A 19,137-nucleotide genomic window follows, 5' to 3' on the forward strand; every position below is an offset into this window, starting at 1 on the left:
ATAAAGCGTCAAGAGTGTGCTCATTAAACGATTTTTGCGATAAATAACACGATAAATAACGAAAAGATAAAAAGGATTTCTATTCATGCAGCTTTTGCTATAATGCAAAACTACATTTCTCAACGATTGATACGTCTATGAGTAGCACTGATACCTTAACGCCATCTCAAACCTCGACAAATGCACAGGTTTTGGATGCAACCACACACGCGAATATTCACGACAAGCTTGCTCGCGCGCTTGGCATTAAGACTGCTCAAGTCAATGCGTTTGTCAAACTGTACGATGAAGGCGCGACCGTTCCGTTTATTGCCCGTTACCGCAAAGAAAAGACGCAGAATCTCGACGATGCGCAATTGCGCGCGCTAGAGAAGTCTCTCAATTATGAACGTGATATGGCAACCCGTCGCCTTAAAATTATTGAATTACTGAGCACACAAGGCAATTTGACTGACGAGCTGCAGACACGTATTGATAATGCAACCTCAAAACTTGAGCTTGAAGACATCTACTTGCCATATCGTCCGCGCCGCCGTTCACCAGCTGCCAAAGCACGTGCTGCTGGTCTTGATATTGCTGCACAAGCAGTGTTAACGCAAAACGTGACGCCAACCGATGCATTAGCAGACTATCAAGTACAATCAAGCATTACTGATGAAAGCGGTAATGAGATTGAAGTTGATTTTAGTGATATCGAGAAGCAACTTGCTGGTGTACAAGCCATTATCGTAGATGAATGGACGCAAGCATTAGACTTGTTAGATCATTTACGCAGCAGTTTTTCCAAAACAGCCAGCATCGTATCGAGCGTTGCCAGTGAAGAAAAGCGTGAAGTCGGTGAAAAATTCAAAGATTACTTTGAGCATAGCGAAAGCCTTGCACGTTTGCCAAATCATCGCTTATTAGCGATGCTACGTGGTCGTCAAGAAAACGTCTTGGGTCTAAAAATCGAAGGCGAAAATGCGCCTTTTATTGAAAAAATTATTAAGCATTTTGAGATTGATGCTAAAGCGCCAACTGAGCGTCAAGCTTTTTTGACAGAAGCGGCGAGCAGCTTATGGAAAGACAAATGGCGTCCACATATCGAGCATCGTTTATTGACTGAAAAGCGTCTGACTGCAGAAGCGGCTGCGATTGATGTTTTTGCCAATAATTTACAGCATTTATTGATGTCAGCACCTGCTGGCCGCAAAGTTATTTTGGGTGTTGATCCCGGTATCCGTCATGGCGTTAAGATGGCGATTGTTGATGCTCAAGGTCATGTAATGTTAGATGGCGAAGACAAGCCTGTTATCGCAACGGTTTATCCATTTGCGCCTGATAATAAAATGACTGAAGCCAAAGTGGTTATCGATGAATTATTAAGTACTTATAATGTGGATCTAGTGGCTATCGGTAATGGTACGGCAAGCCGCGAAACCGATGCGATGATTAAAGAGATTTTGGCAGCAAATGATGCGCTAAAAGCCAAAGCAGTCATCGTGAATGAATCTGGCGCGTCAGTCTATTCTGCCAGTGAGCTTGCTACTGATGAGCTTGGTAATTTAGATGTCTCTGTACGTGGGGCAGTGTCTATTGCTCGTCGTCTACAAGACCCATTGTCTGAGCTTGTCAAGGTAGATCCAAAAGCCATTGGGGTTGGTCAATATCAACATGATGTTAACCAAGCTCAGTTGGCAGATAGTCTTGATAAAGTCACACAAGACAGCGTTAACGCCGTTGGTGTTGATGTGAATACGGCAAGCCCCGCTATCTTGGCGCACATTGCTGGCTTAAATAAAAATGTTGCGCAGCAAATCGTTACCTATCGCAAAGAGCATGGCGCTTTTGATAGCCGCGAGTCATTGAAAAATGTGCCGCGCTTAGGTGCTAAGACATTTGAGCAAGCCGCAGGCTTCTTACGCATACATGATGGTAGCAATCCACTTGATGCAACTGGTGTACATCCAGAAAGCTATGCGCTAGTTGATAATTTACTTGCACAAACAGGTAAAGCCTTGCCAGAAGTTATCGGTAACGACGGTGTGTTAAACAGTATCGATACCACAGCGCTAGCTGCTAATGATGAAAATGTTAGCGTAAAAGCGATTTTAGATGAGCTTGCTAAGCCCGCTCGTGACCCACGTCCTGAGTTTAAGACGGCTAACTTCCGTGAAGATGTGAACAGCATTAAAGATTTGAGCGAAGGCATGACACTAGAAGGGGTTGTTACCAACGTGACTGCCTTTGGTTGCTTCATCGATGTTGGCGTGCATCAAGATGGTCTGGTTCATATCTCGCAAATGGCCAATGACTTTGTCGCAGACCCGATGAACCGCGTCAAGCCCGGTGATATCGTCTCGGTCCGTGTCATCTCTATTGACGAAAAACGCGGTCGTATTGGTTTTAGTATGAAACCTGAAGCTGAAAAACCTGCACGTCCAGCAGCGAAACCTGCAACGACAAATGTTACTAATAATGATGAGAATACCAGTCGTCCGCGCAGCAATCGTCCAGCTGGCGATAAGCGTCCGTCTAAGCCTAAGCGTCAACCTAGTAGCAGCAATAATAGCGACAGTCGCAGTAAGGCGCCTCGTGCAGAAAAAGCAGAATCGCCTAGCAAAATGGGTACTTTCGGCGCGCTATTGCAAGAAGCAGGTGTGACTAAAGTTAAGAAATAAGACGTCTTATTCTAAATAGAAACAAAAAAGGCAGCCTAATGGCTGCCTTTTTTATTAAATCAAATATATCAATGGTGCTTTTTAATCACTATATTTATTTCAAGAATCGCCTTAGTATAATTACTTAGGTATTTACTTATAGCTCATCTTCTTCTGAAACTTCTGCTAAGTCTTCTTCTGCATCTAGCACTACATCTTCAGAGATAATCTCAGTTGTTTGTAATTCCGAATTTTGTAAAGCTTCTACTGGCGCTTTTATTTCGGTAGTCATCGGTTGTTGACCGTTGGGCGCTTTTATCTCAGTAGTCATTGGCTGTTGACCAATATTACTATTGACGCGTGCGCGCGAAATCGTTTGAGTTTCGCTAATCGCAAACGGCGTCATTTTGCTTGTTTTAGAAGTATTTGCATCAGTCTCATTGCCTGTGCTTTCAACTTTGGCTTCAACAGCAATCTCAGCAGTGGCGGTCGTCTTTTTAGCGGCTTTAGTATCAGCTGGAGCTGCCATTGCCGGAACAGTAAGTGCCGCGCCAATCAGTAATGATAAAGCTAGAGTATGGTTTTTCATTTATTTAATCCTCAATTTATATTTTTATAATGTCAGCTAAAATGGTCGTAAAGATAACTTTGATTAAATGCGGTCTAATATGGTACTTATCTATGTAGAATACAGAATATATATATTTAAAATAACTAATATATAAGCTATAGAAAAAATAAAATCATGATAATCAATAGGCGACTATCATGATTGATTCGTACAAAAATTCTGGTCAGTGCATAACGTTATCTATAAATATAAAAGACGTCGTAAACACTAGGCGTAATAATAGCAATTTAAATACTAAACATTCAGTGGTACATCCATGAACAATCTAACGGACTGATACTAATAAGTGATATCGTGCAATTATTGTAGTGTTATTGTGAGATAAAAACCGTACCTTATGACCAAAATACGGTTATTTTAATACTACTGATTGATAGTATAGAAACTGCTTTTTAAGACATAGGTTTAGCTATCAATCACATCAAAGCTCAGACCAGCGTGTTTCTCTAAACGAGCAAGTAGCTTGTCGCCCATTGCTGAAGCAGGTGTCCAAAAACCACCCTTCACTTCTTCTTTGCTGATATCTTGCGCTAGACATAATGCCGCTTGCGACAACATACGTGAAGTGCTGCCATAGCCTGGATCTTTATCACCCGTTACTTTGGTAGTCATACTGTCTTTGTTAGCTGTTTGTCCAAAGAGACGAATATCAAAATAGCCGTTTTCTTGCTCTTCTTTAGAAGGTCCTGAACCTGATTTAGGCAACACGTGCTTGGATAATAACTCGCGGCTTGGCGTAATCATCATGGCAGTGGCAAAGCCGAGCAAGCCTGCACTCAAGGCATAACTCGTAAGCTTACCTTTGATACCATCTTTCATCCACATTGCTTCATCATATTTAAATTCGTGTCCATATTCATAACCAAGCAACTGATTACTGCGATGCACAATGCGCGTATTAATACTTGCCATCACAAAAGGTGCAAGCCAGCGCTTATGTTCGCTATCGTATTCTGGTTTACTGACATTGCTTTGACGTACGTTTGGCGCATCTTTATCATCGTTCAGCAAATAAGGATTTGCCACTTGCTTACGACGAGATTTATCTTGTCCAACTTCCTCAAAGATGGTTGCCATTGAGGCAATCGTGCCGCCTGATAGTCCGCCTTTCGCGGCTTTCACGCGCATATGAATGACATCACAAGCACTGTCAAACTTCGCTTCTGCTTGCTTTTGCGTAAAGTAAACGCCTAAATCTGATGGGATAGAATCAAAGCCACACGAGTTGACGATACGGGCGCCGCTTTGTTTTGCCGCCTCTTGATACTTATCCATCATATCTTTGATAAATATTGCCTCACCAGTGAGATCAACATAATCTGTGCCATTATCAACACACGATTTGATAAGCGGTTCGCCGTATTTAAGATAAGGTCCAACGGTTGAGATAATGACTTGTGTTTGCTCGGTCATTGCATCAAGGCTTGCTGCATCATCGCTATTGGCAATGATAATATCTACTTTGCTAGTAAGTTTAGATTGCAACTCGTTGAGCTTCTCTTGATCACGACCTGCTATCGCCCAATTAATTTCAGAGCCGCTCTTATCTTTGTTAGCAGACAAAAACTCTGCCAGATAATGGGCAGTGATTTGCCCAACAAAGCTGGTCGCCCCATATAAAACCACCGCATAAGCTCGTTTTTCACTATTAATTTTTTTGTTATCACCTGATGAGTTAGTACTCTTTGATATATCCGTATTCATCGTTATCTTCCTTGTTAGTGTGCTTTGTCAAATGATTGTTATAAGAAAATGATCGTTAAGTTCAATTGAGCTTAAAAAAGCATCATAAATAATATTTATAAAATCGAGCGTAAGATCTTTGAATAATTTTCTCATATACTTAGTAGTACTTAAGTGCTTGTTTACCGTTTCCACACATAAGTACTGAAAATATCTTTAAATGGTAAGATTTGCTACAAAGTTTACATAACCTATCGACATTATTACCAAAATGAACCTTTTATATTGAAAATCATTGCTACTCTATATTCCTGAGCACTAAAAGTTGTAAAAAAATAAAAAGCAAAATATCGGATGACTGAGGTTGGTAATGTAAGAGTTAGTTGGTTAGCAATTACTATAGCAACCTTATTATTTGACTTTTCAATTACTATTTTAGGAGAATTATTATGTTTCGTTGGGCTATTATTTTCGCCGTAATCGCATTGTTAGCAAGTTTCTTAGGATTTGGTGGTGTTGCTGGATTGTCTGCAAACTTCGCCTATATCTTGCTAGCATTAGCAGTCATTCTATTCATCGTGGCATTTGTTAGCCGCCGTATGTAATAGGAAAAGTATACTCGTCCTATAAAGACATTAGCCAGTTAGAAAACTGGCTAGTAAAAAAGACCTCAGATACTATCTGAGGTCTTTTTTTATAAGTAAAATTATAGCTATCTGCTCAATGATACGTAGTAAGCGCACAGCTTGATAGTTATAAGCGTTTGGGCTGGACGATATGTTCCATGCGTTTTGCTAAACGAACATCATGACTGGTGATGCCGCCAGTATCGCCAGTAGTCAGGCGAACTTCTACCACATTATAGGTATTACTCCATTCAGGATGATGTTCTAAGGCCTCAGCATGAAAAGCAGCTTGATTCATAAAGCTCATAGCTTCAACAAAATCGCCAAAGTGGTAAGTTTTTACGATCGCATTACCTTCGCGCTGCCAGCCTGGTAATTCTTCTAACTGCAAATCGACTTGTTGATTAGATAAACTACTCATGGTGATATCCTTTATTATTATGGTTGATAGAAAAATCATTATTAACGATAAAATAGTGTGGCAACTACTGTAATTTTTATTTGCCTTCACGAATGTAATAAACGCTTATAAAAAGTCATAGGACAAAAAACCCACCTGTCACTGACATTTTATTATATATTTGGCTAAAAAAATATAATAGAAGTATCAAGAAGATAGGAGGGCAATGACGTTATTAGTGAGAGTATATAGCGCTAGTATAACGGTTAATAGAGCAAACTATCGTAGCTATTTATCGTCAAACATACTTATTCAATATTTTGAACTATAGTAGATCCTTGTAGTCAGGATTTTTATCAATATACGAAGCAACAAACGAGCACTGCGGTACTACTTTCTTATTATTTTCACGAGCATAGTCCAATGCATGTTTTACCAATGCCGAGCCAACCCCTCGACCACCTAACTCCTGTGGGACGATAGTATGATCATATACCAGCTTATCCTCACGCTCTTTGTAACTGATATAACCTGTCTGCCCATCGATCGAAGTCTCAAAGCGTCTCGCTGCCTCATTATGGACGATATTCATATCTGATTTTGTACCGACGTTACTCATAAAAACTCCCTATTTTCAAATATTATAATTATTTCTACTCTTGTTATTGTGCAGATTTCTAGTTTACATCTCTAGGCTGTTAGCGTAAGAGTAGATAGGGCAAATGTTAATATTTTTAACAGGCTTCTATTCTAAAAGCTCTTTTCAAGCTTAAAGACTATGCCAGTCTCGTTAATAAAAAATCAGGCATAAAACATAGCTTGGCGCACAACCTGAGGGAGAAACCTTCTAAAACCACGTAATGTCTCAGTAGCGTTGTTAGAGGCATGGTTATTACTGCTTTTGTTGGTAATGCTTCTATCATTATTTGATATCGATTGTGTGTAAGTATGCCATTCTTCGTCACTAGGTTTACTAAAATGGCGAATACGTCCAATTACTTGCTTAAATTGATGACTAAAGTGTCCAGTATTATAGGCTAAATCGTATTTATCGCAGATGGCTTGTACGTTTGGTGCAATCTGCGCATAGTGCCTAGCAGGCATATCGGGAAAGATATGGTGCTCAATCTGATGCGATAAATTACCAGTCAGAATATGAAACCATTTATTACCCTGAATATTACTAGAACCGAGAATTTGGCGTACGTACCAATCACCTTTGCTCTCATTGGCATCAAGCTGGGTATAAATATGCGCCTGCTCAGTAAAGTGACCACAAAATATCACTGCCCATGTCCATAGATTGCGAACGATATTGGCAGTGATATTACCGCTTAAGGTTGTCATTGCACTACTACGACCCAACGCTACAGCTGCCACTGCGGGAAAAGCAATATAATCTTTACCCGCTTGTCGGGCGATTTTACTGAATAGGGCACGAGCTTTTGGCTGCATTATTTCTGCCAGCTGTGGCCTATCTGCGTATTCGTCAACACTGATTTGGATATCATGGAAAGCGACTGCCCATTCAAAGCCTAATGCCAATATCATCGTCTTAAATAAGTTATAACGATCGCTTGGCGTCCAAGGCTGCTCATCAGTCACACGAATCAAGTGATAGCCGACGTCATGGTCGCGACCGACGATATTGGTAAAAGTATGATGCAAGTAGTTATGCGAATGCTGCCATAGAGGCGCAGGGCAAACGATATCCCAATCGAAATTTTGGCTGTTAAGGTGAGGGTGCTGCATCCAATCATACTGACCATGCATGACGTTATGACCAAGCTCCATATTGTTTAAAATTTTACTAAAACTCAGCAAGGATGTGCCCAGTAGCCAAACGACAAGTTTGCTACGTTTTGATGATAATTGCCCAGAAAATGCCAGTAATGCCCGTGAAATTACCTCGCTATATACCACCGTCCCATAAACACGCTGAATATAGCGCGCATCATCGCTGCCTAGTGAGTCCATCACGCCTTGATACAGTGTATTCAATTCATTAGCGAGCGCTTCGGTTTGCACTTTTGGTAACGGCGTACTCGTTAACGTCGGATATCGCGTGGTTTTGAATGGTGCATCGATTAACGGAGTTATAGTAGAGACTGCAGATTTAGCTTTAAATATAGGGGGTAATAAGCGCATAGATAGTCCTTATCCGAAGGTGCATCAATAAATCGCAAGCACAACGTTCGGTTTAATCATCGGTGTCAGTTTTAATAAACATTACAAATAAATGTTTACGCAAGGCTGTCTTATCCTTGATAATATTTTTTAAATATCCAATATGACATCAGTCATTGGTACATTAATGCAGGTTTGAATAGACTCATAGCCATCATTACTTATCTTACCGGTTTGAATGTTTTTGACCCTTCCGCTGATCTTATTACAGCGACACAGCTGACAGATACCTTGTCTGCAGCCGTGGCTCATTCGAATACCAGCGCTCTCAGCACCTAATAATAATGTCGTACTACTGTTATATTGTCGTTGCCGTCCACGTAAATAAATGGTTTTTACGTCGCTAGTAATCCCTTCTTCGTCTGCTTTATCTATAGTAGAAAAAATATGATCTAAGCTTTCTATAGCACTAAAGCTTTCTATCGTAATATTGTCACGCAGCTGCTTGTTATCTGGCAAATTAATCTCATCGCAAGCGCGGTACAAACCCGCTAACAACGCCGGCGAACCACAAGCAAATATTTGCGTATCCATCAGCGGTAATTTTAATGCTATTAAAGTTTCTACGCTCAAATGTCGCGAGCCGGCAAGGTAAGTATTGGGGTCTCCCGTATTAATAAGGTGATAAATGAATGTTGGATATTTAGTAGCTAACTGCTGCCATTGATCTTGCAATGGTGATTTATAGAAGGTTGTACGATTGTAATGTAGTAACGTTACTGGATGTCCATTTTGCAGCGCCTGCGTAATCAAACCTAGCATTGGCGTAATACCACTGCCGCTAGCGATAAACAATAGTGGCAGTGGTATAGGGGTAAGGGATAAGGGTTCGCTTATTTGACTTGCTTGCTGTGCTAACACTGTATGAGCTAGAGTAAATTCGCCACTGGGTAAACCGCTATTAAATATAGTACCCAGTGCTGCACGTTTACTTAGATAATCTGATACTAGACCTTGCGGCTTAACAGCAATAGTTATCGTAGAGACAATAGTTTGCGGTTGCGACTTTTCATCAAAGCTATTTTTATTTTCGTTAGAGCTTTTAGTACTGTCCTCATACCACCATAAGGGTTGCTGCGCTAGACCAACCAATGAATAGTGGCGTTGATGATAAACACCATCAATCAGTATGCTTAAATCAATATGCTGTCCGCCATGCCAACCATTGTGTGAGCTATTACCTGAACTAAAAGCTTGCTGCTTAAAGGCGCGGTTAGGCTCAAACTGTAGCGCTATCAAGTCATCACTGAGTGTAAGGCGTGCTATAAGACGCAATTTAGGCACAGTTAATGACCAAAAGGGGTGCAGCCGCGTACTGATGAAATCAATGAACAGGCGTTGGATCAGTTCAGGGCGATAGCCAGTCGTCATGGAGTACCTTTTCTATTAAGCCGTTTTTACAAAGCTATTTTATTAAGATTAGCTAATATAATATCGTCTATTGATTAATTTTGCGAAATGTTTAATGCTGTTTTTTGTGGTTTTTATAAAACTGCCATGAATCAGAAAGATACACCAGTAAGCTGAATGATAATTTTAATAGAAGCTTTTATATAAAATGCGCTCAGCTTTGTGTCAAAAGGTATGAAACAAGCGGTAAAACAGCCAGTTAGCTTGCAGGGGTTGCGCCACAATGCGATAATGACAGTCAATGAATACCCCTGATTTTGAGGTGTAGCTTACTTGGTAGTATTGCTAAGTCTGTTTGTTTGCCTCTTTTATGCAGTCTATCGGAGTGTTAATGGCTCAATATATTTACACGATGAACAACGTGTCAAAACTTGTTCCACCTAAGCGTGAAATCTTAAAGAACATCAATCTATCTTTTTTCCCTGGCGCCAAAATTGGTGTTTTGGGTATCAATGGCTCAGGTAAATCAACCTTGCTACGCATCATGGCGGGCGTGGATACTGAATTTAGTGGTGAAGCTCGTGCACAAACGGGTACCAAAATTGGTTATCTACCGCAGGAACCGCAGCTTGATGACAGCAAAGATGTCCGTGGTAACGTCGAAGACGGTATGCGTGAGGCGTTAGATGCGCTTGCTCGTCTTGATGCCATTTATACGGAATATGCTGAACCTGATGCTGACTTTGACAAGCTTGCTGAAGAGCAAGGTAAGATGGAAGACATCATCCAAGCATGGGATGCGCATAACTTAAATACCCAGCTTGAAAAAGCGGCTGATGCACTTCGTCTGCCACCTTGGGATGCGGATGTCAGTAAACTGTCTGGTGGTGAAAAACGCCGTGTGGCACTATGTCGTTTGCTATTATCACGCCCTGATATGTTATTACTTGACGAACCAACCAACCATTTGGACGCTGAGTCCGTGGCATGGTTAGAGCAGTTCTTGCAGAACTATAGTGGTACTATTGTTGCTATTACCCATGACCGTTATTTCTTGGATAACGTTGCCCAGTGGATTTTGGAGCTTGACCGCGGTCATGGCTATCCGTATGAAGGCAACTATACTGAGTGGCTAGAGCAAAAGAACACTCGTCTAGAGCAGCAGAATAAACAAGAAGAATCGTTTGCTAAAGCGCTGAAAAAAGAGCTGGATTGGATTCGTAAGAACCAAAAAGGTCAACAAGCCAAGTCTAAATCTCGTGTCCAGCGTTTTGAAGAATTGAACTCACAAGAGTTCCAGAAGCGTAATGAGACCTCTGAGATTTATATTCCACCGGGTCCTCGTTTGGGTAATAAAGTCATCGAAGTCAACGATATCTCCAAGTCATTTGGTGACCGTTTACTCTATGAAAACCTTAGCTTTAACGTCCCAGCTGGTGCCATTGTTGGTATTATTGGTCCAAATGGTGCGGGTAAAACCACACTATTTAACATGATTACCGAACGCGATACGCCAGATACAGGCTCAGTCGATTTGGGCGAAAGTGTCAAAGTTGCTTATGTTGGTCAGGTACGCGACAATTTAGATGATAGCAAAACGGTTTGGGAAGAAATCTCTGACGGGCTTGATATTATTACCGTTGGTGACTATACGACGCCAAGCCGCGCTTATATTGGTCGCTTTAACTTTAAAGGTTCAGACCAGCAAAAGCACGTCGGTCAATTGTCTGGTGGTGAGCGTAACCGCTTGCAGTTAGCTAAGACCTTGAAGCAAGGCGCAAACGTATTGCTCCTTGATGAACCATCAAACGATTTGGACATCGAAACCTTACGTGCGCTAGAAGATGCGATTCAAGTCTTCCCAGGTACTGTCATGGTCGTGTCGCATGATCGATGGTTCCTTGACCGTATCGCGACTCATATCTTGGCGTTTGAAGATGAAGGTCCAGTTTGGTTCGATGGTAACTATTCTGAGTTTGAAACGTATCGTAAGAAGACGATGGGTGATGATGCCAATCCTAAACGTATGAAGTATAAAAAGATTTCAACTTAAGATAGCTGCTCAGAAATTTCAAATGTAAAGTAATAAAAAAGACCTCTAATTATTAGAGGTCTTTTTTATGAGTATTACTTCAGTAGGCTGTTTACGTCTATGACCTAAAATTGTTAATTAACGCTTACGCCCAAACTTACGCTGCTTTTTATTACTAATCTCAGTAATAGCATGGGCAATCTCTTCTTCATTGAGACTGGCAACTTGATGCAAGATTTGCATCATTTCGGGTCTCAGCACATATTTTGCATGATGAGCAATATCATTGATACGTTGATCAAAGGTTAAGATGCCGGTTTCTACATCTTTTTGCAGATAATCCAAACGAGTCAATGCACCAAGGAAACTGGTAAATAATGCGCGATCAAAGAAGTCAGGAATATCATCAGCATATAACACTGATAAACGTTGACCAAGCAGATGACATAAATCAACTACTTCGTTTTCGGTTAAGTTGCCTGAGCCTTGCTGAGCGAGTAGAGCCAAGGTCATAAAGTAGCGTTCAAGACTTTGTTCAACCGGCGTGGCAAGCACTTGCAGCTGCTGGTAGCATCTACTATTGGCTTCAGGGACGCTGAGCATACCATCGCCCAATTCTACAATTAGACCATGAGCAATTAAACTGTCAACTTTTTTGTTCAGGGTATCCGCCAAACCATGCGCAGGATAATATAAGAATAGCTCGCTTTGCAGAAATGGATAGAGCTGCATGGCGATATTGTCTAGACGGCTACGTTCGATACGACCATTACGGGCAACTAAAGCCGCTAAGAAAGACAGGAGAATAAAGACATGCAAGATATTATTACGGAAATAACTCAGCAATGCTGCTTGCTTACCTGCAATCTGAATGATATCGCCCAAGATATGAGGGATACGTTCAATAAGTTTTAACTTAATACCATAATCAATAATTTGCTGCGGCGACATGTCGGTAACGACCGTATCACTTGAATACGGCAGCTGTTGAGCCAAACCTTGATAAAGGGCAATTTGCTCGCGGCAAATATCTTCATCGAGCGCCGATTTTGGTGCAGATAGTAATACTAGTGATAGCAAGGATACCGGAGTAACCACTGCTGCTTTATTGATATGCTGCATGACTTTGACACCGATATTATCAACCATGGCGCTGGCTTTATCATCGAGCGGCGTATCGGTGCGATCAGCAGGTAAGCTGTTTTCTGGTACATCAAATTTGGCCATAAAATCGGTTAGATGTAGCGGTGTACCAAAACTTAAGTGCACATTGCCAAAAATACGTTCAATCTTGCGACCGACTTTGAGGAGTCCAAGTAATGATTCAGACTCTTTTGGCTTGCCTTTTAGCTCACCGATATAGGTGCCACCTTCCATGATGCGCTCATAGCCGATATAAGTCGGAATAAAGACCACTGGCTTGTTACTCTGACGCAATTGGCTGTGCACTGTCATTGCCAGCATACCCATTTTCGGTGGTAGCAAACGTCCTGAGCGTGAGCGCCCGCCTTCGATAAAGTATTCAATTGGGGTATTACGAGTAATAAGCGTGTGCATGTACTCACGTAAAACTGCGGTATAAAGCGCATTACCACGGAAACTACGACGTATATAAAAAGCCACTGCACCGCGTAATATTGGACCTAAAACTGGCACATCTAAGTTATCACCCGCAGCGACATAAGGAATACTCAAGCCACGTTTATAAATGACATAAGACAGTAATAAATAATCAACATGGCTACGATGACAAGGTACATATACCAGCTCATAATCTGCTGCCAGTTCACGTACACGCTCGAAGTGATGGACTTCTACACCATCATACAGTTGCGTCCATAACCACGTTAAAAATTTATAAAAACCGCGGATGATGGCATGTGAGTAATCATTGACCATCTCATTAGCGTAGCTCTTTGCGAGTAGTCGCGCTTCACGAGGGCTAGTACCGGTCTCTGCCGCTTCTGCCTCTATTGCATGTTTGATGGCAGGCGAGTAAACCAGCTTATCTACTAAGTTACGTCTGTCTGATAAGTCAGGACCGAGCATACTGGCGCGTTGTTTGTCCAAATAAATATTAAGCTGCTGCTGCAATGAGCGTACAAGCTCACGATTGCCATCAGCCGCAGCTACCACAGTATAATTTGGCGCTACACTGATTGTATTTTCAGTGGCGCTATCTGTAGCATCACTGGCATTCGTATCAAGAGTAGCAGATTCAAAGATAGCGGAATTTAAGTCAGTAGGCTCATCATCATCGTCTTTAAGGCTATCATTAATAAGGGTACGCAAATCTTGCGGAGGATGGAACTGTATAAAAGTATCGCGTCCCATCACACCGATATTAAATAACTGCTTGGTAATGCTAGGATCTTGCCAGTTATCAGCCGTTAGCAGTTTAAATAAAGAATCCTCTTTTTCAGGCGCGCGTCCCCAGAGGATAGATACTGGTACCAAGCGTACTTTTAATTCTGGATACTGCAAAACAGCAGAGACCAGACGTGATAGGCGCGGCGATAGTTGGTTTTCTTTAGCATGGGGGTGATGTAAAAATATAATGGCAGCATTTTCTTTGATATTATGAGCACTGTCATTTACCCCAACCAATGCTGGCGGTAATTTATGTTCTTGCGTTTGCAGATCAATCAAAATACTGTTGGAGCGCGAATAATCTTGCAGCACATAAAATCTTAACGTCTGATCATCCTGATCAAACTCAGGTAACTCACCTAAAAGCTTTGGTTTTACCGCCACATCTAGCATCTGTCCCGAGATTTTACGGTACAATTGATTAATTGGGGCATTAGTATAAGGCGTGGGTACAATAGGGCTGCCATCAATTTGTGGCGTGTCTGACGGTTCAGTGGCTGGCGTATTACCGCTGACCACTGGTGCTTTAAAAATCCGTTTTTTTAAGAACTTCGGTATCATAATCGGTATCAAAATTAGTCAAATATATTGCCCTTATAATGCCATAAAAGCCATCAAAGCGATATATAGTGTCTGTAGATACTACCAATATTAATAAGCTCTGGTTACTGTGCAGTAAGATACGCGCTGCATAAGCTATTCAATGATTTGAAAAGTAAAGTATTTAGGGTAAAAATAGTTTTGAACAAGATATACTATCTTGTATTTCTGCTTACTCATTAACGTCACTTAATTCAGTGAGAATATTATGACGCCAGCTATCAATCTCGCCAAACAACGTGGTCTTGATTATCGATTACATGAATATACTCATGACAGTAACGCTGCCTCTTTTGGGTTAGAAGCGGCCGAAAAGCTGGGTGTTGACGTGACACAAGTTTTTAAAACCTTGGTCGTATTGACCGATACAGATGTGCTCGCTGTTGCTATCTTGCCAGTGGATAAAACCTTAAACTTTAAAAAAATGGCTAAGGCGCTATCTGTTAATAAAATGCTGGCCTGCAAAAAAGTCCAAATGGCAGATCCCAAACAAGTCGAGCGTAGTACCGGCTACGTACTAGGCGGTGTCAGTCCATTGGGACAAAAAAAACGCTTGCCAACTGTTATAGATGAGTCAGCGCAAGCGCATTCGACTATCTACATCAGTGGTGGTCGCCGTGGTCTAGAGATTGAACTGCCGCCAGCACAATTAGCGACGACACTTACGGCTCGCTTTGCCTCTATTACCGATGATTGAAAACTGCTGATTGTCAGATACATTAGCTTTGCGAAGCTATTCACTTTTCGTTTTTTACCCGTATTGTATAAGGATATAATCATGCCGCATTTAACCATTCAAGTGACACCCAATGTCAGTATTGCTCACGAAGAATCATTCCTCAAAGCGTTGAATAAAATCTTGTGGGACAGTGGACACTTTGGTAAAGCAACAGATATTAAATCACGCATTATTCCTGTTGAAACGTTTTTAGTGGGCGTTGAAGATGATGAGCAAGTCAATGGCTTTATTTATGCACATCTAAAAATCATGAGCGGTCGTGATATAAGTATCCGTAATCAGCTTGCTGAGCAATTGGTGACTACTATAGAGCAAACGCTGGGTGCTGAGCAATCAGGACGCGCATCGTTACAAGTATGCGTAGAGGTTGAAGAGATTAGCGCGGTGTATCATAAGAAAATGTTAAATGCGTAACTGAATTTATTAGTTACTTGCTAATACAGTATAAAAAAAGCGCCTAGTTATTTAACTAAGCGCTTTTTTATTTATAACAGTCTTAGACTAGCTTTTAATCAACCCTAGTCTAAGAAAGCAAAGTTATCAATGTCCATTGCTGTCATGCTGCTGCTTGGTGCAACCATGCCTTCGGCGTGACCTGAAGTACGTGGTAACAGCTTATCAAAATAGAATTCTGCCGTTTGGATTTTGGCTTTGTAGAACTCTGGTGATTCTGTACCGCCGTTTTCAAGCTTGTCATACGCAACCGCTGCCATACGTGCCCAGTGGTAGCCCATCATCACATAGCCTGAGTACATTAAGAAATCATCAGATGCTGCTGAGATGATTTCACGGTCTTTACGTGCCATCAACATCAAGCGTACTGTCAGGGTGTTCCATTCAGCACAAAGCTTGGTCAATGCCCAAACAAACTTGCGCATGTCTTTGTCTAAGGCATACTCGCCACACCATTTCATGATGCTTGAAGTGTAATCGCGAATGATTTTACCTTTAGACTGCAAGATCACTTTACGACCTAATAGATCTAATGCTTGTATACCAGTCGTACCTTCGTACATGGTCGCGATACGAGCATCACGAGCGATAAGCTCCATACCCCATTCTTTGATATAGCCATGACCGCCATAGACTTGCTGACCGTGTTTAGCCGCTTCAATACCAAGCTCAGTTAAGAAGCCTTTTAGGATAGGCGTATAGAAGCCAAGCTTATCATCCCATTTTTCAAACTCTTCATCATCGCCATTGATGATGCCTTGTGCCATTTTATCTGCATAGCGTGCTGAATGATAAATCATTGAGCGACCGCCTTCAGCAAAGGCTTTTTGGGTCAATAGCATACGGCGTACGTCAGCATGATGGATAATCGCATCAGCTACTTTTTCAGGATCTTTCGTACCCGATAAAGTACGCATTGAACGACGATCTTTGGCATATGGTAGGGCGTTTTGGAATGACAATTCAGTGTGCGCCAGTCCTTGGATACCAGTACCAATACGGGCAGTGTTCATAAAGGTGAACATGGCTTTTAGACCTTTGTTCGGCTCACCAATTAAGTAACCAACGGCATCATCAAAGTTTAGGACACAAGTCGCTGATGAGCTGATGCCCATTTTGTGTTCAATAGATCCACAAGAGACGCCATTGCGCTCGCCAATTTCGCCTTCAGCATTTGGCAAAAATTTCGGTACGATAAATAATGAAATACCACGAGTGCCTTCTGGTGCATCCGGTAGACGGGCTAAAACGATATGGATGATGTTTTCAGTTAAGTCATGCTCACCACTTGAGATGAAGATCTTAGTACCGCTAAGCTTATAGCTGCCGTCGTCTTGTGGAATAGCTTTTGACTTTACTTGACCCAAGTCTGTACCACATTGTGGCTCAGTTAGACACATAGTGCCTGCCCAAGAGCCTTCCACCAACTTATGTAGATACGTCTCTTTTTGCTCATCCGTACCATACTGCATAATGGTATTGATACAGCCGGTTGATAAACCAGGATACATTGCCCAAGGCCAGTTAGCCGTACCGATCATTTCAGCTTTGATAAGGTTCAATGAGGTCGGTAAGTTCATACCGCCATATTCTTCAGGGTAAGAAATACCTTGCCAGCCACCATCAACAAACTGCTGATATGCTTCTTTAAAGCCTTTAGGGGTCGTGACCACACCATTCTCAAAATGACAACCTTCAGCATCTGCTGGCTGATATAAAGGAGCCAAGACGTTTTCAGCAAAATCCGCCATCCCTTGAAGGATCATATCAACGGTTTCAGGATCTGCGTTTTCGCCATTATCCAAATCTTTATAATGCGTTTGGAAGTCAAATACATCATTAATCAAAAACTTGATATCACGTAAAGGTGCTTTGTAAGTTAACATAGTCGTTCTCTTTAGTTGTTCGCTATCATAGACGGTTGACTTAGTTTTTAAGCCAGAGTTTACGGAAACGATTTTAATTATTTGGAATAAAAATAGAGAATATCTTGAGTAATGGGTGGATCTGTTAAGGCTGGCTTGTCTGTTTTGGAAACTGTTAAGTTATCCTTGATAAAAAAAAGTCGTTGTACGTTGGTGCAGTATAAATCTTATATAGCGACAAATATATAACTAATAACTAATATTCATAGTTCATTAGTATAATTACAACATTAAGTTATTATTGTGTCAATAAACTTTCTAACACCATATTTTACTAAGCAGCTATTTATTATGAAAATAACGATATGATCAAAGCGAACGATACGCCCATTGTCCAAATGCATTTACGATATAAGGAAGACCTTGTATGAGCACAACGAATTCCAAGGCAAAGCGGGTGTCTTGGCTGACAGTATTATTGACTCGCCTAAAGTTTTTGATAGATGGTGAGCTTGCTCATTTGCTGACAGTTAATCAAAGCAAGAGACCGTGGCATATGCCTATTATTGCTGCCATTACCATTAGTTTCCCCGTCTTCGTGGGCGCTTACTTTGACGCTTTGCCATCAGGTATCAAGGCGTCTTTGGGGGCAATGGTCATCTTGAATTTACCTTTAATAGGCAAACTGCCCTATCGGTTAGTGACGTTGATGACATGGGGCTTTGCCATGTCGTTATGCTTTGCATTCGGTTTGGCAGCACAGCAAGTGGCTATTCTTAGGCTGCCAGTGTTTATGCTGATAGCCTTTGGTGTGGTTATTTTTGGACGTTATTATCGCCAGCCGCCGCCAGCTGGCTTGTTTGTGATGATGGCTGGGGCGCTAGCATTATTTATACCACTGCCATTAGAGAAAATCATGTCAGCCACTGGGCTTGTGATGCTGGGTAGTGGCTTTGCTTTAATCATGGGGCTGCTGTATTCGCTATTTTTATTAGCGACGCGTCCTGCTACGCCGACGCCAACTTATAGCTATGAGCCTGATACCATTAGTGAAAGCATTATTGTCGCGGGTTTTGTCAGTTTAGCGCTGTTGATTCCTTTAATGCTAGATATGTCTAATCCGTACTGGGCAGCGGTTAGCTGTTTTCTGATCATTCAGGGTATCCACTTACGGACGATGTGGATTAAGCAACTACATCGTTTGCTAGGAACATTGATAGGCGTGGGTTTGGCGAGTTGGATGCTATCTTGGGGGTTATCGATATGGGGTATCGCTATTTCGATATTGGTTATGATGCTTTGTATTGAATCCTTAGTAGATCGTCATTATGGACTAGCGGTTGTATTTATCACGCCGCTGACGATATTCATTGCAGAATATGGCAGTGGGTTGCCGCTTACGTCAGCGGTCTATCAAGAGGTCACGCACACACGCTTGTTGGATACGTTGTTTGGCTGTATGGTTGGTCTTGGCGGCGGGGTTGTTATGCATTCAACGAATTTGCGTGTACCGCTGCGCCGTATAGAAAAATGGCTATTGACACGCTTCGGGTAATATAAAA

14 protein-coding genes are annotated in these 19,137 nt (G+C 41.6%); 6 read left to right on the forward strand and 8 right to left on the reverse strand.

Translation table 11 applies throughout. From position 1 onward, the window contains the following. Positions 1–137 precede the first annotated feature (137 nt). A complete protein-coding gene (locus tag FQ082_RS05815) occupies positions 138–2,660 on the forward strand; it encodes a Tex family protein (RefSeq protein ID WP_149492389.1) in 2,523 nt (840 codons plus the stop codon). Between the two features lie 136 nt (positions 2,661–2,796). Here FQ082_RS05815 and FQ082_RS05820 read toward each other — a convergent pair whose 3' ends face one another. Both FQ082_RS05820 and FQ082_RS05825 read right to left on the reverse strand, forming a co-directional pair. After that, positions 2,797–3,228, reverse strand: a complete 432-nt coding sequence (locus FQ082_RS05820; RefSeq protein ID WP_149492390.1) for a hypothetical protein — start codon at positions 3,226–3,228, stop codon at positions 2,797–2,799. Positions 3,229–3,675: 447 nt separating this feature from the next. Next, the gene (locus FQ082_RS05825) at positions 3,676–4,974 is read right to left on the reverse strand and encodes a saccharopine dehydrogenase family protein (protein ID WP_149492391.1); all 1,299 of its coding nucleotides are present in this window, start codon (positions 4,972–4,974) and stop codon (positions 3,676–3,678) included. A gap of 428 nt (positions 4,975–5,402) precedes the next feature. On the opposite strand from FQ082_RS05825, the gene FQ082_RS05830 reads away from it, so the two are divergent. Continuing rightward, positions 5,403–5,558, forward strand: coding sequence for a DUF1328 domain-containing protein (locus FQ082_RS05830; RefSeq protein WP_011512513.1), 156 nt, complete (start codon positions 5,403–5,405; stop codon positions 5,556–5,558). A 148-nt stretch (positions 5,559–5,706) separates the two neighbouring features. Here the strand turns inward: FQ082_RS05830 and FQ082_RS05835 are convergent, their stop codons facing one another. The 4 genes from FQ082_RS05835 to FQ082_RS05850 form a co-directional block, all read right to left on the reverse strand. Next, entirely contained in the window at positions 5,707–6,000 is a 294-nt protein-coding gene (locus FQ082_RS05835; protein ID WP_133103928.1) for a 4a-hydroxytetrahydrobiopterin dehydratase, read from the reverse strand. 304 nt (positions 6,001–6,304) lie between these two features. Continuing rightward, a complete protein-coding gene (locus tag FQ082_RS05840) occupies positions 6,305–6,598 on the reverse strand; it encodes a GNAT family N-acetyltransferase (protein WP_020442517.1) in 294 nt (97 codons plus the stop codon). 182 nt (positions 6,599–6,780) lie between these two features. Beyond that, positions 6,781–8,127 (reverse strand): fatty acid desaturase family protein, encoded by a 1,347-nt coding sequence (locus FQ082_RS05845; protein WP_149492392.1) that lies wholly within the window; start codon positions 8,125–8,127, stop codon positions 6,781–6,783. A 129-nt stretch (positions 8,128–8,256) separates the two neighbouring features. After that, the gene (locus FQ082_RS05850; protein WP_149492393.1) at positions 8,257–9,537 is read right to left on the reverse strand and encodes a ferredoxin reductase; all 1,281 of its coding nucleotides are present in this window, start codon (positions 9,535–9,537) and stop codon (positions 8,257–8,259) included. 370 nt (positions 9,538–9,907) lie between these two features. Between FQ082_RS05850 and ettA the strand changes: the two genes are divergently transcribed. After that, positions 9,908–11,569, forward strand: a complete 1,662-nt coding sequence (ettA, locus tag FQ082_RS05855; RefSeq protein ID WP_149492394.1) for an energy-dependent translational throttle protein EttA — start codon at positions 9,908–9,910, stop codon at positions 11,567–11,569. Between the two features lie 117 nt (positions 11,570–11,686). Here the strand turns inward: ettA and plsB are convergent, their stop codons facing one another. Further along, a complete protein-coding gene (gene plsB, locus FQ082_RS05860; protein ID WP_149492395.1) occupies positions 11,687–14,479 on the reverse strand; it encodes a glycerol-3-phosphate 1-O-acyltransferase PlsB in 2,793 nt (930 codons plus the stop codon). A 247-nt stretch (positions 14,480–14,726) separates the two neighbouring features. Here plsB and ybaK point away from each other — a divergent pair, with 247 nt between their 5' ends. Beyond that, positions 14,727–15,215: a Cys-tRNA(Pro) deacylase gene (ybaK, locus tag FQ082_RS05865; protein WP_149492396.1), complete on the forward strand. Its 489-nt coding sequence runs from the start codon at positions 14,727–14,729 to the stop codon at positions 15,213–15,215. 81 nt (positions 15,216–15,296) lie between these two features. Next, on the forward strand, positions 15,297–15,671 hold the full coding sequence (locus FQ082_RS05870) for a 5-carboxymethyl-2-hydroxymuconate Delta-isomerase (protein WP_149492397.1): 375 nt from the start codon (positions 15,297–15,299) through the stop codon (positions 15,669–15,671). 104 nt (positions 15,672–15,775) lie between these two features. On the opposite strand, the gene FQ082_RS05875 is transcribed toward FQ082_RS05870, so the two are convergent. Next, complete coding sequence (locus tag FQ082_RS05875; protein WP_149492398.1) at positions 15,776–17,596, reverse strand: acyl-CoA dehydrogenase C-terminal domain-containing protein; 1,821 nt, start codon at positions 17,594–17,596, stop codon at positions 15,776–15,778. Between the two features lie 406 nt (positions 17,597–18,002). On the opposite strand from FQ082_RS05875, the gene FQ082_RS05880 reads away from it, so the two are divergent. Beyond that, a complete protein-coding gene (locus FQ082_RS05880; RefSeq protein WP_149492399.1) occupies positions 18,003–19,130 on the forward strand; it encodes an FUSC family protein in 1,128 nt (375 codons plus the stop codon). Positions 19,131–19,137 lie beyond the last annotated feature (7 nt).

This window comes from Psychrobacter sp. ANT_H56B, from assembly GCF_008369245.1.
In the GTDB taxonomy this organism is placed as follows: domain Bacteria; phylum Pseudomonadota; class Gammaproteobacteria; order Pseudomonadales; family Moraxellaceae; genus Psychrobacter; species Psychrobacter cryohalolentis.